Annotated in this window: 17 protein-coding genes; 9 read left to right on the top strand and 8 right to left on the bottom strand. The window is 61.9% G+C overall.

Features of this window, described 5'->3' with window-relative positions; all coding sequences use genetic code 11:
* The first annotated feature begins 54 nt into the window (after nucleotides 1-54).
* The 6 genes from NR126_RS11595 to NR126_RS11570 all read left to right on the top strand — a co-directional run bounded on the left by NR126_RS11595 (nucleotide 55) and on the right by NR126_RS11570 (nucleotide 6,966).
* On the top strand, nucleotides 55-918 hold the full coding sequence (locus NR126_RS11595; RefSeq protein ID WP_027620971.1) for a PHP domain-containing protein: 864 nt from the start codon (nucleotides 55-57) through the stop codon (nucleotides 916-918).
* A 13-nt stretch (nucleotides 919-931) separates the two neighbouring features.
* On the top strand, nucleotides 932-1,561 hold the full coding sequence (locus tag NR126_RS11590; RefSeq protein WP_033866515.1) for an L-threonylcarbamoyladenylate synthase: 630 nt from the start codon (nucleotides 932-934) through the stop codon (nucleotides 1,559-1,561).
* A 120-nt stretch (nucleotides 1,562-1,681) separates the two neighbouring features.
* Entirely contained in the window at nucleotides 1,682-2,380 is a 699-nt protein-coding gene (locus NR126_RS11585; RefSeq protein ID WP_177433250.1) for a ScpA family protein, read from the top strand.
* A gap of 12 nt (nucleotides 2,381-2,392) precedes the next feature.
* Nucleotides 2,393-3,364, top strand: a complete 972-nt coding sequence (gene scpB / locus NR126_RS11580; protein ID WP_256830254.1) for an SMC-Scp complex subunit ScpB — start codon at nucleotides 2,393-2,395, stop codon at nucleotides 3,362-3,364.
* Between the two features lie 171 nt (nucleotides 3,365-3,535).
* Nucleotides 3,536-4,768, top strand: coding sequence for a 23S rRNA pseudouridine(2605) synthase RluB (rluB, locus tag NR126_RS11575; RefSeq protein ID WP_027620975.1), 1,233 nt, complete (start codon nucleotides 3,536-3,538; stop codon nucleotides 4,766-4,768).
* Nucleotides 4,769-5,547: 779 nt separating this feature from the next.
* Nucleotides 5,548-6,966, top strand: coding sequence for an amino acid permease (locus NR126_RS11570; RefSeq protein WP_105754344.1), 1,419 nt, complete (start codon nucleotides 5,548-5,550; stop codon nucleotides 6,964-6,966).
* Between the two features lie 49 nt (nucleotides 6,967-7,015).
* On the opposite strand, the gene NR126_RS11565 is transcribed toward NR126_RS11570, so the two are convergent.
* Nucleotides 7,016-7,891 (bottom strand): DUF2950 domain-containing protein, encoded by an 876-nt coding sequence (locus NR126_RS11565; protein WP_027620977.1) that lies wholly within the window; start codon nucleotides 7,889-7,891, stop codon nucleotides 7,016-7,018.
* 38 nt (nucleotides 7,892-7,929) lie between these two features.
* On the bottom strand, nucleotides 7,930-9,483 hold the full coding sequence (locus NR126_RS11560) for a DUF3300 domain-containing protein (RefSeq protein ID WP_256830253.1): 1,554 nt from the start codon (nucleotides 9,481-9,483) through the stop codon (nucleotides 7,930-7,932).
* Between the two features lie 204 nt (nucleotides 9,484-9,687).
* Between NR126_RS11560 and arfB the strand changes: the two genes are divergently transcribed.
* A complete protein-coding gene (arfB, locus tag NR126_RS11555) occupies nucleotides 9,688-10,101 on the top strand; it encodes an alternative ribosome rescue aminoacyl-tRNA hydrolase ArfB (protein WP_105754346.1) in 414 nt (137 codons plus the stop codon).
* On the opposite strand, the gene NR126_RS11550 is transcribed toward arfB, so the two are convergent.
* From NR126_RS11550 to phhA, 6 genes are all read right to left on the bottom strand, one after another.
* The gene (locus tag NR126_RS11550; protein ID WP_027620980.1) at nucleotides 10,098-11,288 is read right to left on the bottom strand and encodes an MFS transporter; all 1,191 of its coding nucleotides are present in this window, start codon (nucleotides 11,286-11,288) and stop codon (nucleotides 10,098-10,100) included. The two genes, arfB and NR126_RS11550, sit on opposite strands and share 4 nt — an antisense overlap.
* Nucleotides 11,289-11,386: 98 nt before the next feature.
* On the bottom strand, nucleotides 11,387-11,569 hold the full coding sequence (locus tag NR126_RS11545; RefSeq protein WP_027620981.1) for a hypothetical protein: 183 nt from the start codon (nucleotides 11,567-11,569) through the stop codon (nucleotides 11,387-11,389).
* Nucleotides 11,570-11,642: 73 nt separating this feature from the next.
* Complete coding sequence (locus NR126_RS11540) at nucleotides 11,643-11,774, bottom strand: hypothetical protein (RefSeq protein WP_256350907.1); 132 nt, start codon at nucleotides 11,772-11,774, stop codon at nucleotides 11,643-11,645.
* Between the two features lie 190 nt (nucleotides 11,775-11,964).
* A complete protein-coding gene (locus NR126_RS11535) occupies nucleotides 11,965-13,158 on the bottom strand; it encodes an amino acid aminotransferase (protein ID WP_256830252.1) in 1,194 nt (397 codons plus the stop codon).
* Nucleotides 13,158-13,514 carry a 4a-hydroxytetrahydrobiopterin dehydratase gene (locus tag NR126_RS11530; RefSeq protein WP_027620983.1) on the bottom strand — a complete coding sequence of 119 codons (357 nt, stop codon included), beginning with the start codon at nucleotides 13,512-13,514 and terminating at the stop codon, nucleotides 13,158-13,160. Before NR126_RS11530 ends, NR126_RS11535 begins: the two co-directional genes overlap by 1 nt.
* A gap of 70 nt (nucleotides 13,515-13,584) precedes the next feature.
* The gene (gene phhA, locus NR126_RS11525) at nucleotides 13,585-14,376 is read right to left on the bottom strand and encodes a phenylalanine 4-monooxygenase (RefSeq protein WP_027620984.1); all 792 of its coding nucleotides are present in this window, start codon (nucleotides 14,374-14,376) and stop codon (nucleotides 13,585-13,587) included.
* Between the two features lie 279 nt (nucleotides 14,377-14,655).
* Here phhA and NR126_RS11520 point away from each other — a divergent pair, with 279 nt between their 5' ends.
* Together NR126_RS11520 and napE are read left to right on the top strand one after the other, a co-directional pair.
* Nucleotides 14,656-16,215: a sigma-54-dependent transcriptional regulator gene (locus NR126_RS11520; RefSeq protein WP_256830251.1), complete on the top strand. Its 1,560-nt coding sequence runs from the start codon at nucleotides 14,656-14,658 to the stop codon at nucleotides 16,213-16,215.
* A gap of 135 nt (nucleotides 16,216-16,350) precedes the next feature.
* A complete protein-coding gene (napE, locus tag NR126_RS11515; RefSeq protein WP_027620986.1) occupies nucleotides 16,351-16,518 on the top strand; it encodes a periplasmic nitrate reductase, NapE protein in 168 nt (55 codons plus the stop codon).
* Nucleotides 16,519-16,533: the final 15 nt, after the last annotated feature.

Below are 16,533 nucleotides of genomic sequence, written 5' to 3'. Positions count from 1 at the left end.
ATACCAAACATATTGGGTCGCGATAGCGCCAGCTGATTTGAGGTTACACATCCTGTGAATGTTGATTTGCACTGCCATAGCACGGCCTCCGATGGCGCCCTGGCGCCCGCGGTACTGGTGGCGCGGGCGTTCGAGAACGGCGTGCGAGTCCTGGCCCTGACCGACCACGACACCGTTGAAGGCCTGGCCGAGGCGCGAACCGCCGCACAGGCCTTGGGCATGCAACTGATCAACGGCGTCGAATTGTCCTGCACCTGGGGCGGCGCGACTATCCACGTGCTGGGCTATGGCTTCGATGTCAACGCGCCGGCTCTGGTCGAGGCCATTGCCAAGCTGCACGAGGGCCGCTGGCTGCGCTCCGAGGAAATCAGCCGCAAGCTCGCGCTCAAAGGCATGCCCGGGGCGCTGGAAGGCGCGCGGGCGATCCAGCAGGAACTCGGCGACAGTGGCAACGCTCCGGCCCGACCGCATTTTGCCGACTACCTGGTGCGCGCCGGTTTCGTCAAGGATCGCGCTGAAGCTTTCCGCAAGTGGCTGGGCGCCGGCAAGCTGGGGGACGTCAAGCAACACTGGCCGACCCTCGAAGAAACCGTCGGCACCCTGCGTGACGCCGGTGCCTGGGTCAGTCTGGCGCACCCCTGGCATTACGATTTCACCCGCAGCAAGCGTCGAAAGCTGATTGCCGACTATATTCAAGCAGGGGGGCAGGCGCTGGAGGTGGTCAATGGCTATCAACCGGCCGAGCAGGTCGGCAGCCTGGCCATCCTGGCACGTGAGTTCGGTCTGCTGGCGAGTGCCGGCAGTGATTTCCATGGCCCGGGAGGCTGGTCCGAGATTGGCGAATATCGCCCGGTCCCGGAGGATCTGCCACCGCTTTGGTGTCGATTCAAACATGACCCAATTATTGCCGCCGTCTGAACAGGTAGAGAATGTGAGTCAATTTTTCCAGATTCATCCGGAAAACCCGCAAGCGCGCCTGATTAAACAGGCTGTTGAAATCATCCGTTCGGGCGGGGTGGTGATCTATCCCACGGACTCTTCTTACGCCATTGGCTGCCAGATCGGCGACAAGACTGCCGTCGAGCGGGTGCGACGCTTGCGTGGGCTGGATGAGAAACACAATTTTGCGCTGATCTGCAGCGATCTGTCGCAACTTGGGGTGTTTGCCAAGATCGATACCGGAACCTTCCGGATCCTCAAGGCGCACCTGCCGGGGCCCTACACCTTCATTCTTAACGCCACTCGCGAAGTCCCGCGCCTGTTGCTGCACCCGAAGAAACGCACCATCGGCCTGCGGGTGCCCAGCCATCCGATCGCCCTGGCGCTGCTCGCTCAATTGGGTGAGCCGCTGATGAGCGTGACCCTGATCATGCCCGGCGACACCGACCCGTTGAGCGATCCCTACGAAATGCGCCAATTGCTCGAGCACCAGGTCGACCTGATCATTGACGGCGGTTTCGGCGGCATCAAGGCCTCCACCGTGATCAATCTGGCGGACGGTGATCCAGAGGTGATTCGCGTCGGTTGCGGCGATCCGACTCCATTTATGGTCGAGGCCTGAGTGTCGGTGGTGGAGACCGTCGACAGCCAGGCGGGCGCACAGCAGGAACTGCCATTTGCCATGGTCTATGGCCAGGCCGTGCTGGAGATGCCGCAGGACCTCTACATCCCGCCGGATGCCCTGGAAGTCTTCCTTGAGGCCTTCGAGGGCCCGCTCGACTTGCTGCTGTATCTGATCCGCAAACAGAACATCAACATTCTCGACATCCCGGTGGCGGAAATTACCCGGCAGTACATGGGCTATGTCGAGCTGATGCAGTCGGTGCGCCTGGAACTGGCCGCCGAGTACCTGGTGATGGCGGCGATGCTGGCCGAAATCAAATCCCGTATGTTGCTTCCGCGTTCGGCGGAAATCGAAGCGGAAGAAGAAGACCCGCGCGCCGAACTGATTCGTCGCCTGCAGGAATATGAACGCTTCAAGGCCGCCGCCGAGGGCATTGATGGCCTGAGTCGGGTCGGTCGCGATGTGATTGTGCCCAAGCTCGATGCGCCCCAGGCGCAGGCGCGCAAGTTGCTGCCGGATGTACGGCTGAGCGAATTGCTGCTGTCGATGGCTGAGGTACTGCGCCGTGGCGACATGTTTGAAAGCCATCAGGTCAGCCGCGAAGCACTCTCGACCCGCGAGCGCATGAGCGATGTGCTGGAACGGCTCAAGGGCGGTGGTTTTGTGCCCTTTGTCGAGCTGTTCACCGCCGAGGAGGGCCGCCTCGGGGTGGTCGTGACCTTTATGGCGATCCTCGAACTGGTCAAGGAATCTCTGGTCGAGCTGGTGCAGAATGAGCCCTTTGCCGCCATCCACGTGCGGGCGCGAGCCGAATAACGAGCAAAATCCATGAATTTGAGTGAACCCCGCGAGCTGGCCCCCTTGCTTGAAGCCTTTCTGTTGGCCTCGGGAAAGCCGCAATCGATGGAACGTCTGTTCGAGCTGTTCGAGGAGGCTGAGCGCCCGGAACCGGCGGTGTTCAAGAAAGCACTGACAATCCTCGAAAAGTCCTGTGATGGCCGCGCCTTTGAACTCAAGGAGGTGGCGTCCGGCTACCGCTTGCAGATCCGCGAAAAGTTTGCGCCCTGGGTCGGCCGTCTCTGGGAGGAGCGCCCGCAGCGTTACTCCCGGGCGATGCTGGAGACCATGGCGCTAATCGCCTATCGCCAACCGATCACCCGGGGCGAGATCGAGGACGTGCGCGGCGTGGCTGTCAACAGCAACATCGTCAAGACCTTGCTGGAGCGCGAGTGGATCCGGGTCGTCGGCTACCGTGAAGTGCCCGGCCGACCGGCGATGTTTGCCACCACCAAGGCGTTTCTTGACCACTTCAACCTGAAAAACCTCGACGACCTGCCATCGCTGGCTGAACTGCGTGAGCTGGAACCGGAACCGATGCTCGAGTTCGAAGATGCGCCGGTGCCACCTGGCCTGCAGGAACTGGCCGACGCCAGCGCCGAGCCGGAAGAGCCGAAGGACGAAACCAGCTTCCATAGCCTGTTGCTGGAACTGGACTCGATGGAGGAGGGGATCAAGACCGACTTCGACGACCTGTTGCGTGATGGCGAGCCTGGCGGGGTGCAGGAGGCCGGCGAGGTCACCGAGCCTGCTGAAGCCGAAGCCGAAGCCGAAGCCGAGCCGGTCGAGGTGCCGCCGCAAGAGGACACGCTCGGCGTTGCCGAGGCTCGCGAGAAACTCCTGGCGGCAGTGGCGGCTCTGGAGCCGCCCGCAGCGCAGCCGGAAATGAGCGACGAAGAGGCCGAGGCCCTGGCCCTGGCTGAAGCGATCGAGGCCGAACGCCGGCAATTCGAAGACGACTGATTCGCCACCGGTCGGCGGAAAAAGCGCTGGCCGACCGTTTATCCGCTAGTCTCTGATGCGCAAGTCGCGCCATGCGCGTATGATTCGCGACCCTTTGGCGTTCTCTTCGCCAGAGACCAGCTTTCAACTCTTCAGGCCAGGCCTGAACAGATCACACCGGGAGGTGCCCAGATGAGTATCAAAGATCAGCAAGACGACCAGGAAATCGGCCCAGCAGGCGAAAAGCTGCAGAAAGTCCTCGCCCGTATCGGCGTTGGCTCGCGCCGTGACGTAGAGGCGTGGATCAGCCACGGCCGAATCAAGGTCAACGGCAAGGACGCGACCCTCGGTCTGCGTGTCGACATGCACGACGCCATCACCATCGACGGCAAGGTCATCAAGCGCGAAGAAGCGGCCGAATCGGTCCGCCGCGTGATCATGTACAACAAGCCCGACGGCGAAATCTGCACCCGTGACGACCCGGAAGGCCGTCCGACCGTGTTCGACAAGATGCCGCGCCCGAAAGAAGGCCGCTGGATCAACATCGGTCGCCTCGACATCAACACCACCGGCTTGCTGATGTTCACCACCGACGGTGAACTGGCCAACCGCTTGATGCACCCTTCCTACGAGATGGACCGTGAATACGCGGTGCGTGTGCGTGGCGAAGTCGACGACGAGATGATCGAGCGCCTGAAGGCGGGCGTTGTCCTCGAAGACGGCCCGGCCCGGTTCACCGACATCAAGCAGGCGCCGGGCGGCGAAGGTTTCAACCACTGGTACCACTGCGTGGTCATGGAAGGTCGTAACCGCGAAGTACGCCGTCTGTGGGAATCCCAGGGCCTGGTGGTCAGCCGCTTGAAGCGAGTGCGTTTCGGTCCGGTGTTCCTCAACTCCGACCTGCCAATGGGCCGCTGGCGCGAAATGAGCCAGTACGAAGTCGACGTACTGAGCGCCGAAGTCGGTCTGACGCCGGTTGCCATGCCGCAACTGAACGCCAAGAGCAAGGACAAGCTGGAGCGTATGCAGCGTAAATCCTCGCGTCCGGTGGGCAAGAGCGAGCGCGTGCGCACTTTGCGCCCGGCGACCGCCGCGCCAGCCACCGGTCCGCGTCCGGCCCGTGAACCGCAGATCGAAGGCGAGCGTCCAGCCCGCAAGCCGGCAGCCCGTCAAGATGGCGAGCGCGGCCCGCGTACGCCGCGTCCGGCCAACGGTCGCACCGAGCGTGGCGAAGGCCGTGGCGCTCCAGCCGGTCGTGGTACGCCGGTTGCTGATCGTCCAGCCGACACCAAGCGCCCGGCCAAGCCGGCGCCGAAGCGTCCTGGGATCAAGCTGGTAGAAGGCGACAAGCCTTCGGGCAAGCGCCGCGGCGCACCGGCCGGTTCCGGCCAGCGTCCGGGCTTTGGTCGTCGCAAGCCAGAGTAAGAGCCGGCTTGCCGGCGAAGCTCTTCAATGAAAACGCCAACCCTCAGGGTTGGCGTTTTTTTTGGCTTGGTTTTTTGCAGGTGTGGGTCTTGAGGCCGCTGCTCGCGATGGCGTCATCAGCCACACTGGAAACCCCACCTTACGCCCTGTAAAGAAATCCTGACAAAATCCACTGATTTATCCCCTGAATCGCCTTATCTCCAATGGCTGTAAGAAAATTCTTCCATCGTGCCACCCTCCACATCAGCCGCCACCCCTCTAGCCCGCTTGTTTCGCCCACTCAGACAAGGTCAGATGCGCCCCATGCCTGTCGTGCAGGTGGATAACAAGAAGGAGGCGCTATGTACGCCGTGAGTCATCTTCATCTCTCTTCGTGGGGCGATTTTTCCGTTTCCCCCGTCACTGACCAGCAAAGGTCTGACCTCATTTTTGCAGCCGTCCGAGTCAATCGGGACGGACACAGGCAATCCCGGCCCACGCCACGCTGATTCAGCGAGGTCTGGCGGCAGGGGGTTACAGGTGTACAATGCGCCGCGTTTTAACTGTGACCCCCCGCGTAATCGCGCAAACCTCAAGGCTACCCGCCTTGTTCACTCCGTCGCGTCACGAGCGTGTCGGGTTCGATTTCGTCACAGATAAAAACAAACAGGTGACGCATGACTGTTGTAAATACGCTGAACTCCTGGTGCCTGCGCTGGGGTTTGATCGGCGCTGCTGGAGCCTGATCCGGACAGCAACGTCGTAACGAACATCATCAAACCTTGCGTGAGACCGTTTTCATGAGTGGACAAAACTCGCATTCAGGCGAGCTGAAGCGCGGCCTGAAAAATCGTCATATTCAATTGATCGCCCTCGGTGGCGCGATCGGCACCGGCTTGTTCCTCGGCTCTGCCGGGGTCCTGAAGTCCGCCGGCCCGTCGATGATCCTCGGCTACGCCATCTGCGGCTTCATCGCCTTCATGATCATGCGCCAGTTGGGTGAAATGATCGTTGAAGAGCCAGTGGCCGGTTCGTTCAGCCACTTTGCCCACAAGTACTGGGGCGGATTCGCCGGCTTCCTGTCGGGCTGGAACTGCTGGATCCTGTACATCCTGGTGGGCATGTCGGAGCTGACGGCAGTCGGCAAGTACGTGCACTACTGGTGGCCGGAAATCCCGACCTGGGTCTCGGCAGCCGCCTTCTTCCTGCTGATCAACGCGATCAACCTGGCCAACGTCAAAGTCTTTGGCGAGGCTGAGTTCTGGTTCGCGATCATCAAGGTAGTGGCCATCGTCGGCATGATCGGCCTGGGCAGCTACCTGCTGGTCAGCGGTAACGGCGGCCCGCAAGCGGCGGTCAGCAACCTGTGGGAGCACGGTGGTTTCTTCCCGAATGGTGTCAGTGGTCTGGTAATGGCCATGGCGATCATCATGTTCTCCTTCGGCGGTCTGGAAATGCTTGGCTTCACCGCCGCAGAAGCTGATAAGCCGAAGACTGTGATCCCGAAAGCGATCAACCAGGTGATCTACCGGATCCTGATTTTCTACATCGGCGCCCTGGTGATCCTGCTGTCGCTGACCCCATGGGACAGCCTGCTGACCACCCTGAACGCCTCCGGCGATGCCTACAGCGGCAGCCCGTTCGTCCAGGTGTTCTCGATGCTGGGCAGCAACACCGCTGCGCATATCCTCAACTTCGTGGTCCTGACCGCGGCGTTGTCGGTGTACAACAGCGGCACCTACTGCAACAGCCGCATGCTGCTGGGCATGGCCGAGCAGGGCGATGCGCCTCGCAGCCTGGCGAAGATCGACAAGCGTGGCGTGCCGGTGCGTTCGATCCTGGCGTCAGCGGCCGTGACCCTGGTCGCGGTGCTGCTGAACTACCTGATCCCGCAGCACGCGCTGGAACTGCTGATGTCGCTGGTAGTGGCAACGCTGGTGATCAACTGGGCGATGATCAGCTTCTCGCACTTCAAGTTCCGCCAGCACATGAACCGCACCAAACAGACGCCGCTGTTCAAGGCACTGTGGTACCCGTACGGCAACTACGTCTGCCTGGCGTTCGTGGTGTTCATCCTCGGCATCATGCTGATGATCCCGGGGATCCAGATCTCGGTGTACGCGATTCCGGTGTGGATCCTGTTCATGTGGGTCTGCTACGGCATCAAGAACAAGCGCAGTGCGCAGCAGGTACTGAACGCGGCGCCTGTCGCGGAGTAAGTTGCTGCTGTAAACATGACAAACCCGGCTAATGCCGGGTTTGTCGTTTCTATTGCTGATCCTCCGTCACCACCGTCCAACTGTCATCCGGATCGAAGCGCTTCATCGCCAGCGCCTGTTTCTCGCTGTCCGGTCCCAGGTCTTTCTCGAACACTTCACCCTCGTGGCTGATCATGAAACTCATGACGCCGGTGTCGTCGTATTTCAGCGGCCAGGCGATGAGGGCGAAGCCGCGGCTCATCTTGTCGCCGATCAGGTAGCTGTAGGCGCCGCCCGGTGCCGAGGGGCCTTGGGCGTCGAGGATGCGGAAACGGTAGCCGTGCCAGCCTTCGCCGGCAATGGTCTTGCCGAACTCGGGGCCGAGCGGGCTGATCTGGCCACTTTTGTCCTCGGCCCAATAGAGGCCGTCGTGGGTGCCTGGGGTGCTGTAGATGTTCTGCGCATACTCCAGTGCGCCGTCTCCGTCGCGATCGGCTGACGCGTAGTCCATTTGGGCGTCGTGGTAGGCCAGCACTGATTGCACCGCGTCCAGTTCGTTGCGACCAATGCGCCGGGCGCGGACTTCGGCACCGCCGGCCTTGAGGTCGAAGCGCCAGCCGTTGGCGCCCTTGACCATGGGGATCGGCAGGGTCCAGTTGTTCGGGCCGACGGCCAGCACGGCCTTGTTGTCGCCGGATTTCTCGATGTGATGCTGCTCGCGATACTGCTGCAAGAACGCTTCTACGTCCTTGCGCTGGTTGCCGGCGCGGGGGATGTAGGTGCGCCAGTCTTCCCCCAGCAGTTCGATCAGGCGCTGCTGATCAGCCTGGTGGGTGCCCAGGGCATCGACGAACGCCTGGGCGGCTTTCTCGGGCGTGGGAAATGACTGCTGCGCCGCTGCCACGCACGACCAGGCCAGGCCTGCGGTGATGGTCAGGGCCTGCAGGAGCCGACTGATGGGCGCCTTGGTTCGAGGATGCTTGTTCAACGGCGGCCCCCTCCGGAACGTGATGGTGGCCGGGACGGCCGACTGACTTGATGGCCGGCCGAGCGCGCGGCAGTCGGGCGCTGGGCGGAGACCTGGCTGGCGCGACCGCGATTGGCTTGCAGGTTGGTCTGGGAAGGCGAGCGCGCGCCGGCGAATACGTTGTTGCTGGCGCTGCCTCGGCTGGCGGTTGGGCGCTGGCTGGTGGTCTGTCGGGCTTGCTCGCGCCGCTGATTGGCCTGGGCGGTCTGTTTGCGCGGTTGCTGGTTGGCGTGGGCAGCTTGATTGCGCGGTTGCGGGTTGTCCCGAGTGTTTCTCGCGGTGTTCTGGCTCCTGTCTGCCGCTCTCGGCCGTTCTGCACCCGGTTGCATGCGGTTGTTGACCGAGCCCGAGGAGCGGGCCTCGCGCATTTGTTCGCGAGCTTGCAGGTTACTGGTGGCCGGGCGTTCGATGCCGGCACGGTCCATGGAGGTGCGCGCCTTTTCGCGGGCCTGGGCGCGCTGGGCATTGTCACCGCGATAGGCGTCGCGTTGAGTGGCGCCGTTCAACTGCCGACCGTACTGCTCGCGGCTGCGGGTATCGCGATAGGGTACGCCGTTGCGGTGTACCGGGTTGTGCTGCCATTTCTGTGAATTGTTGTTGAACTGGTTGTTGCGATTGATCTGATTGTTGCGGTTGATGTTGTTGTAGCGATCGACATCGATGTCGACATCGTTATCGTCCCAGTCACACTCGCCCCACAAGGAGCCGATGATCGCCACCCCGGTGCCGAACGCCAGCCCGGCCATCAGGGCCTGGCCAGGGTAGTACGCCGGGGGCGGTGGATAGTAGGCGGGCGGGGACGCGGGGTAGGCCCAGGTGCCGTAGGTGGTGGTCGGGTTGTAGGTGGGCACGTACACCACCTGCGGATCGGCGGGTTGGATGATGATGGTCGATGGGCTGGACGTCGCTGCCGGCGCTGGCGCTGGCGCTGAAGCCGCAGCTGGCGCAGCCGCCTTGGGCGCCGCGGCCGGTGCCGCGACGTTCTGGATGGTTACGTTCTGGTACTGGTTGCTTTGCAGATTGCCGGCAGCCTGGGCCTGATGGCGCAAGCGTTGCACGGCATTCATCACGTCATCCGGTTGGGCGAGGAAGGCATCACCCAGGCGTTGCACCCAGACCGGGTCCTGGCCCAAGGTGACCAGCACCTGGGGAAAGGCTACCAATGCCTGCACGCTCGGGTCCCAGGGCTGCTCCGCTACTTGCTTGACCGCGTCGTCGCCCTTGGCATCCGGGTGTGCCTTGGACCAGGTGACCGCCTCGGCCACTTCACCGGGGTAGGTCACCGCCATCAGCAATTGAGCCAGTAGCGGATCGGGATACAGCGCGATGGGCGCGATCATTTGATCCAGTTGTTCCTGATTGAACACCGGGTCCTTGGCGGGCGCCGTTGCAGGCGCTACAGCGACCGTACTGGCAGGCACAGCGGCTGGCGCATCTGCCGCCTGCGCTGCACCAAAGGAACCACCGAGAACAAGCACAGCCGACATCGCATAGATAAATGGAATGCGCATTGCAACTCCATGGGGTCAGTGGATCAGTGTCAGCGCAAACTGGCGTTGAACGGCGCATTTAGCCGCTGCAAAGACGTTGCCTAACTAGCGTAGCAAACATCCGGTTTTTGCCACGCGCTGCAGGATGAAACCCTGAGACAATAGTCAAACGCTTGAATCCCATTCCTGGAGGGCGAGCGCTTTTGACATGACTGCGAGACTGCAATGCTGGTGATTTCCAACAACGTGCATCTGTCCGATGCCGAGATCGAGTTGACGGCCATTCGTGCGCAAGGTGCGGGCGGGCAGAACGTCAACAAGGTCTCCAGCGCCGTGCACCTGCGCTTCGACATTTCGGCCTCATCACTGCCCGAGTTCTACAAGGACCGCTTGCTGGCGCTGCGCGACAGTCGGATCACCAGCGATGGCGTGATCATTATCAAGGCCCAGCAATATCGCACCCAGGAGCAGAACCGCGCGGACGCCCTCGAGCGTTTGACCGAACTGATCCTCGCTGCCACTAAGGTGGAAAAGAAACGCCGCCCGACCAAGCCGACCCTCGGCTCGAAGAAGCGTCGGCTCGACACCAAGAGCAAGCGTGGAAGCATCAAGGCCGGGCGTGGCAAGGTGGACTTCTAGCGCGCCTGGCGCTGCCGTGGAGCCTGGCGGTATAGATAGATGCTCAGCGCCAGTCCGCCCAGTGCGGCCAGCGCGGCGAACAGGAAGATCGTGGCAAAGCCGAATCCGGCGGCGATCGCGCCGGCCAGCGGCCCGGTGATCCCCAGCGACAAGTCGATGAACAGCGAGTAAGCGCCCACCGCCGCCCCCCGGCTGGAGGCGGGCACCAGGTTGACCGCTTCCACCCCCAGCGCCGGGAACACCAGTGAGAAACCGAAGCCGCTCAGCGCCGCACCTGCCAGCGCCCAGTGGGCATCCGGTGCCAGCCACAACAGCAGCAACCCCAGGGTTTCCACCGACAGGCAGGCAATCGCCACGCGAAAACCGCCGAGGCGGTTGATCAGATTGCCAAACAGCAGGCGTGCACCGATAAAGCTGACGCCGAACAGGCTAAGGCAGAGCACCGCGTTGTCCCATTGGCGGGTCGCGTAGTACAGGGTGATGAAGGTGGCAATCGTGCCAAAACCGATAGAGCCCAATGCCAGCCCGCAGCCGTGGGGCAGGACCCGTCCGAGTACATGCATGAACGGCAAGCGTTCACCGGCGACAATCGGCGCCGCGGTTTTCGGCCAGGCCAGCGCCAGGCCGAGCAGCGCCAGCAGGACGATACTGACGCCCATGCTCCACAGGCCGAACTGATGCACCAACAGCACGCCCAAGGGGGCGCCGACCGCCAGTGCGCCATAGCTGGCGATGCCGTTCCAGGAGATCACCTTGGCGGTGTTCGCTGCGCCAACCCGGCCGATGCCCCAGCCAATCGACCCCGAGCCCACCAGACTCTCGGCGCTGCCAAGCACCAGCCGGCCGATCAGCAGGCAGCTCAGACTGAGCATTGGCAGGTGTTGGCTCCAGGCCGAAAGCAGCATGAATACGCCGCTCAAACCGCAACCGGCAAGGCCATAGATCACCGCCAATTTGCTGCCCTTGTTGTCGATGATGCGCCCGGCATAGGGGCGGCTGAGCAGAGTGGCGAGGTATTGCACGCTGATCACCAGGCCGGCGATCACTGCGCCAAAGCCCAGGTCGCTGTGCACATAGCCGGGGAGAACGGCCAGCGGAATGCCGATATTCAGGTAGCCGATAAAGGTAAACAGGACGATGGAGACGACTTGCAGCGTGACCGTGATGGGGCGCTGGGAATCTGGCATGGGGAGGTCCACGGGACAGCAGGATAGATAGGCTGCTTATGATACCGATGGTTGGGGGTGATCGGCAGGAGAATTTCGAGCCATCGGGTCTGGATCGATCAGGCGGGCTTGTCTGTGACCAGTTGGGTTGCAACCAGCGCGGCCAGGGCGTTTTCCCGGGTGCCGAAGCGGGCCAGGAGCAGGGCTTGTTTTTCCGGGCTCAGGCGGCTCCAGACGTCGATCATTTGTTGCGCGGCGTCGATCAGTACGCTGGCCTGGTGTTCATCGAAAGTATCGGTCATGGCGGGAGACTCAGTTTCAGGCAGTGTGGAAAGCGCATGAAAGAGCGCTTTCCACACGGTCTGGGTAGTGCGCTTACTCTTCGCTGTCGGCCTTGCGGCTACCAGTGGCTTCTTTCGGCTCGGGCTGTTGGGCACCGGCTTGTTGCGGGGTTGTCTGCTCAGTTTCGTGCAGGCTTGGGAAGGGGAGATTCGGGATCTCGTGCATGGTGATTGCTCCTCGCAAAGTCTGTTTTTTAAATCGCTGTGTAGAACCGCGCTGCTTAAAAAGCCTGGGCAGGATACAGCAGGGGAGATGACAAACAGACTTTTATCTCAACTTTCTGCGACAGATGGCCGCAGCGGGAAGGCGGGGAGGGGGGGGCGCAGGCTCCCCGATCAGGGGTAGCCCGGCTTTGTTACTTGCAGACGTCGGCAATCGCCTCGGCCAGCAGATCGAGGCGCGTGGCGTCGATCCCGGCGACGTTGGCGCGACCGGAACTGACCATGTACACGCTGTGTTGCTCACGCAGCTTTTTCACCTGCTCCGGACTCAGGCCGGTGTAGGAGAACATCCCGCGTTGCACGCCGATGTGGGCAAAGCGATCACGCAAACCGTGGGGCTCCAGCGCTTCCACCAGACCGCTACGCAATTGCGCGATACGCTGGCGCATGGCTTCCACTTCGTCGGCCCATTGCTGCTTCAGCTCCGGGTCGCCGAGGATGGTCGCCACCACTGCCGCGCCGTGATCCGGTGGTGTCGACCACAGATTGCGGGCGATGTGCGCCAGTTGGCTGCGCACATCGGTGAGCTTCTCGGCGTCCTTGGCGCAGACAATCAGCGCCCCGGTACGGTCGCGGTACAGGCCGAAGTTCTTCGAGCAGGAACTGGTGATCAGCAGCTCCGGCAGTTCGGCGGCAAACAACCGCACTGCCCAGGCATCCTGCTCCAAGCCATCGCCAAAGCCCTGGTAGGCAAAGTCGATCAGCGGCAGCAGCTCGCGGCTGCGGACCACGTCCAGCACTCGGCGCCAGTCATCGTGGGACAGGTCGAAACCGGTCGGGTTATGGCAGCAGGCATGCAGCAGGACCACGTCACCCTTGGGAATCAGGTTCAGGGTCGCCAGCATGGCCTCGACGTCCAGACGGTTGTCACTGCCCACGTAGGGGTAGTGGCTGACCTTGAGGCCGGCGGTGGCGTAGATGGTTTCGTGGATCGGCCAGGTCGGGTTGCTCAACCAGATGCCACGGCCCGGCAGGCACTGGGCAATGAAGTCGGCACTCAGGCGCAGTGCACCCGTGCCACCCGGGGTCTGGGTGGCGCCCGCACGTTTGCCGGCGATCAGTGGCGAATCGACACCCAACACTAGCTCATTGATTACCTTGCCAAACGCCGCGTCGCCGTGACCACCGATGTAGGTCTTGGTGGTCTGGCGATCGACCAGGCGCAGTTCGGCCTGCTTCACCGATTGCGGGATTGGCGTCAGGCCCTGGGCATCTTTATAGACGCCCACGCCGAGGTCGAACTTGCGCGGGTTGCTGTCTTGCGCATAGGCCTCCATCAGGCCGAGGATCGGATCGCCGGGCACCCGGCCGATGGCGTCGAAATGCATTACTTGCGGCCCTCGGCGTCCTTGGCCACTTCGTCAGTGCGCGCAGCCATGATGAAATCGTTGCGGTGCAGGCCCTTGATCGAGTGGCTCCACCAGGTCACGGTGACTTTGCCCCACTCGGTGAGCAGGCCTGGGTGGTGACCTTCGGCCTCGGAGATCTCACCCATCGCATTGGTGAACGCCAGGGCGAACTTGAAGTTCTTGAACAGGAAAACTTTTTCCAGCTGCATCACGCCGTCGCGAACTTCGATGTTCCAGTCAGGGATCTGCTTGATCAGTACCGGCAGTTCTTCGTCGCTGACTTGTGGGGCATCGGCACGGCAGGCTTCGCAATGGGCTTGGTTCAGAGCAGTCATAGTGGTTTCCTGAATTCGATTTCTTGTTAGACGTTACTATTTTTTGCCGGTCGCCGCGACTGCGGCGACCTTATGCCGCCTTGGGTTTTGGCGGGAATTTTGGCGCGTGCAAGCCCAGCTGCATGCCTTTGTGGACCATGCCCATGATGTCTTCGTGGGCCAGGTCGAACAGGCGCTTGAGGTCGGGCAGGACAAAGTACAGCGGTTGCAGGATGTCGATGCGATACGGCGTGCGCATGGCTTCCAGCGGATCGAAGGCCTGGTGTTCCGGCTCGGCGGACAGGCTGTACACGGTTTCCTTGGGCGAGGAGAGAATGCCGCCGCCGTAGATCCGTTGACCCTCTGGCGTCTCGACCAGGCCGAACTCGATGGTCATCCAGTACAGGCGCGCCAGGTACACGCGCTCTTCCTTGCTGGCCTTGAGGCCGAGCTTGCCGTAGGTGTGGGTGAATTCGGCGAACCAGGGGTTGGTCAGCAGTGGGCAGTGGCCGAAAATCTCGTGGAAAATGTCCGGCTCTTGCAGGTAATCCAGCTCTTCGCGGGTACGAATGAAGGTCGCGACGGGAAACTGCTTGTTGGCCAGCAATTCAAAGAAGGTCTGGAACGGAATCAGCGCCGGTACCCGGGCGACCTGCCAGCCGGTGGTTTCACCGAGGACCTTGTTGATTTCATCGAGCTGGGGAATGCGGTCATGGGGCAGGCCGAGTTTTTCGATGCCTTCCATGTATTCCGGGCACGCACGGCCCTCGAGCACTTTCAATTGGCGAGTGATCAGCGTGTTCCACACCGCGTGTTCTTCAGCGGTGTAGTGGATAAAACCTTGCGCATCGGGCTCGCGGGCCACGTATTGCGTCTGCTTCATGCTGCTCTCCTGCAAAGGGATACATTCTTGTTATGTCCTGCTATGGACCTAGAAATACCTCGAAGCGTGCGACCTTGCAGCAGGTCTCAGCAGCGCTGCGTAGGAAATGTCCGTGGTTTTCGTAAAGTTTTCGTTACGAATGGGCGGCTATGGCGCAGTTACTGAGATTTTCAGCTGTGAAAAGCCCTGGGGCTGTCACATAATCTTGACGACTAACTTGTCGCGGCAGCAGAAAAAAGCCGCTCGCGCGCCGCTTTCCACCTCAGTTCGGGCCTTTTCATGCGTATCAAAGTCCATTGCCAGAATCGCATCGGCATCCTGCGCGACATCCTCAACCTGCTGGTGGAGTACGGGATCAACGTGGCCCGGGGCGAAGTGGGTGGCGAACATGGCAATGCGATCTACCTGCATTGCCCGAACCTGATCAACCTGCAGTTCCAGGCATTGCGCCCCAAGTTCGAAGCAATTGCCGGGGTCTTCGGCGTCAAGCGTGTCGGCCTGATGCCCAGCGAGCGTCGACACATGGAGCTGAATGCCTTGCTCGGTGCGCTGGAGTTTCCGGTGCTGTCGATCGACATGGGCGGCTCCATCGTTGCCGCCAACCGTGCGGCGGCGCAGTTGCTGGGGGTGCGGGTCGACGAGGTGCCGGGGATTCCACTGTCGCGCTACGCCGAGGACTTCGACCTGCCGGAACTGGTGCGCGCCAATAAGTCGCGGATTAACGGCCTGCGGGTCAAGGTCAAGGGCGACGTGTTCCTCGCCGATATCGCGCCGCTGCAGTCCGAACACGACGACAGCGAGGCCATGGCCGGTGCGGTGCTGACCCTGCACCGCGCCGACCGGGTTGGCGAGCGCATCTATAACGTGCGCAAACAGGAGCTGCGGGGCTTCGACAGCATCTTCCAGAGCTCGAAAGTCATGGCCGCGGTGGTCCGCGAAGCGCGGCGCATGGCACCGCTGGATGCGCCGCTGTTGATCGAAGGCGAGACCGGCACCGGCAAGGAATTGCTCGCACGTGCCTGCCACCTGGCCAGCCCACGCGGCCAGTCGCCGTTGATGGCGCTGAACTGCGCCGGCCTGCCGGAATCGATGGCCGAGACCGAGTTGTTCGGCTACGGCCCTGGCGCCTTCGAAGGGGCGCGGGCCGAGGGCAAGCTTGGGCTGTTGGAGTTGACGGCAGGCGGTACGCTGTTTCTCGATGGCGTCGGCGAAATGAGCCCGCGCCTGCAGGTTAAATTGCTGCGGTTCCTGCAGGACGGTTGCTTCCGCCGGGTCGGCAGTGACGAAGAGGTCTATCTGGATGTGCGGGTGATCTGCGCCACCCAGGTCGACCTGTCCGAGCTGTGTGCCAGCGGCGAGTTCCGCCAGGACCTGTACCACCGCCTGAACGTGCTGTCGCTGCACATCCCGCCGCTGCGCGAATGCCTGGACGGCCTGACGCCGTTGGTCGAGCACTTCCTCGACCAGGCCAGCCGGCAGATCGGCTGCCCGCTGCCGAAGCTGGCGCCGGCGGCCATGGACCGGCTCAGTCACTACCATTGGCCGGGCAATGTGCGGCAGTTGGAAAACGTGCTGTTCCAGGCGGTGTCACTCTGCGAAGGCGGCACGGTCAAGGCCGAACATATCCGCCTGCCGGACTACGGCGTGCGTCAGCCGCTGGGGGAATTTTCCCTCGACGGTGGTCTCGACGAGATTGTCGGACGTTTCGAAAAAGCCGTGCTGGAACGCCTGTATTCCGAACATTCCAGCAGTCGATCCCTGGGCAAGCGCCTGGGGGTTTCCCACACCACCATTGCCAACAAGTTGCGCGAATATGAAATTGGCAAACTTGAGCGTTAACCCACAAGTGCAACTTTGTTAATGATAATTATTTGCGCAAACTGCATGTGCAATTTGAACTTTCCCTGACCTGCAACATGGAAATTGTCATCAGCGCGATCTAGGCTCCTTTCACTCATTGGCAGGAGCCTGGCCATGTCTGCGGTCGACGACGGCGCGCAACGCTCGCGCAAAGAAACACGGTTGTTTCTATTCCTGGTGATCTTCCTGTTTCCGCTGTTATCGGTGGCGATAGTCGGCGGCTACGGCTTCTTTATCTGGTTCCTGCAAATGCTGTTCGGCCCTCCCGGGGCGCCTCACTGATTGCTTCTTAAACGG

The organism is Pseudomonas sp. Pse1 (genome assembly GCF_024519635.1).
Lineage (GTDB): Bacteria > Pseudomonadota > Gammaproteobacteria > Pseudomonadales > Pseudomonadaceae > Aquipseudomonas.
The sequence above is the reverse complement of the archived record's forward strand: the minus strand, read 5'-3'. Positions and strand labels throughout refer to the sequence as shown.

What these genes read in the sequence shown, in the direction of transcription:
- arfB (WP_105754346.1), top strand. Translation starts at nt 9,688, where the DNA reads ATGCTGGTGATTTCCAACAACGTGCATCTGTCCGATGCCGAGATCGAG.
- scpB (WP_256830254.1), top strand. Translation starts at nt 2,393, where the DNA reads ATGAATTTGAGTGAACCCCGCGAGCTGGCCCCCTTGCTTGAAGCCTTT.
- NR126_RS11520 (WP_256830251.1), top strand. Translation starts at nt 14,656, where the DNA reads ATGCGTATCAAAGTCCATTGCCAGAATCGCATCGGCATCCTGCGCGAC.
- NR126_RS11560 (WP_256830253.1), bottom strand. Translation starts at nt 9,483, where the DNA reads ATGCGCATTCCATTTATCTATGCGATGTCGGCTGTGCTTGTTCTCGGT.
- NR126_RS11545 (WP_027620981.1), bottom strand. Translation starts at nt 11,569, where the DNA reads ATGACCGATACTTTCGATGAACACCAGGCCAGCGTACTGATCGACGCC.
- NR126_RS11550 (WP_027620980.1), bottom strand. Translation starts at nt 11,288, where the DNA reads ATGCCAGATTCCCAGCGCCCCATCACGGTCACGCTGCAAGTCGTCTCC.
- NR126_RS11540 (WP_256350907.1), bottom strand. Translation starts at nt 11,774, where the DNA reads ATGCACGAGATCCCGAATCTCCCCTTCCCAAGCCTGCACGAAACTGAG.
- phhA (WP_027620984.1), bottom strand. Translation starts at nt 14,376, where the DNA reads ATGAAGCAGACGCAATACGTGGCCCGCGAGCCCGATGCGCAAGGTTTT.
- NR126_RS11535 (WP_256830252.1), bottom strand. Translation starts at nt 13,158, where the DNA reads ATGCATTTCGACGCCATCGGCCGGGTGCCCGGCGATCCGATCCTCGGC.
- rluB (WP_027620975.1), top strand. Translation starts at nt 3,536, where the DNA reads ATGAGTATCAAAGATCAGCAAGACGACCAGGAAATCGGCCCAGCAGGC.
- NR126_RS11530 (WP_027620983.1), bottom strand. Translation starts at nt 13,514, where the DNA reads ATGACTGCTCTGAACCAAGCCCATTGCGAAGCCTGCCGTGCCGATGCC.
- NR126_RS11570 (WP_105754344.1), top strand. Translation starts at nt 5,548, where the DNA reads ATGAGTGGACAAAACTCGCATTCAGGCGAGCTGAAGCGCGGCCTGAAA.
- napE (WP_027620986.1), top strand. Translation starts at nt 16,351, where the DNA reads ATGTCTGCGGTCGACGACGGCGCGCAACGCTCGCGCAAAGAAACACGG.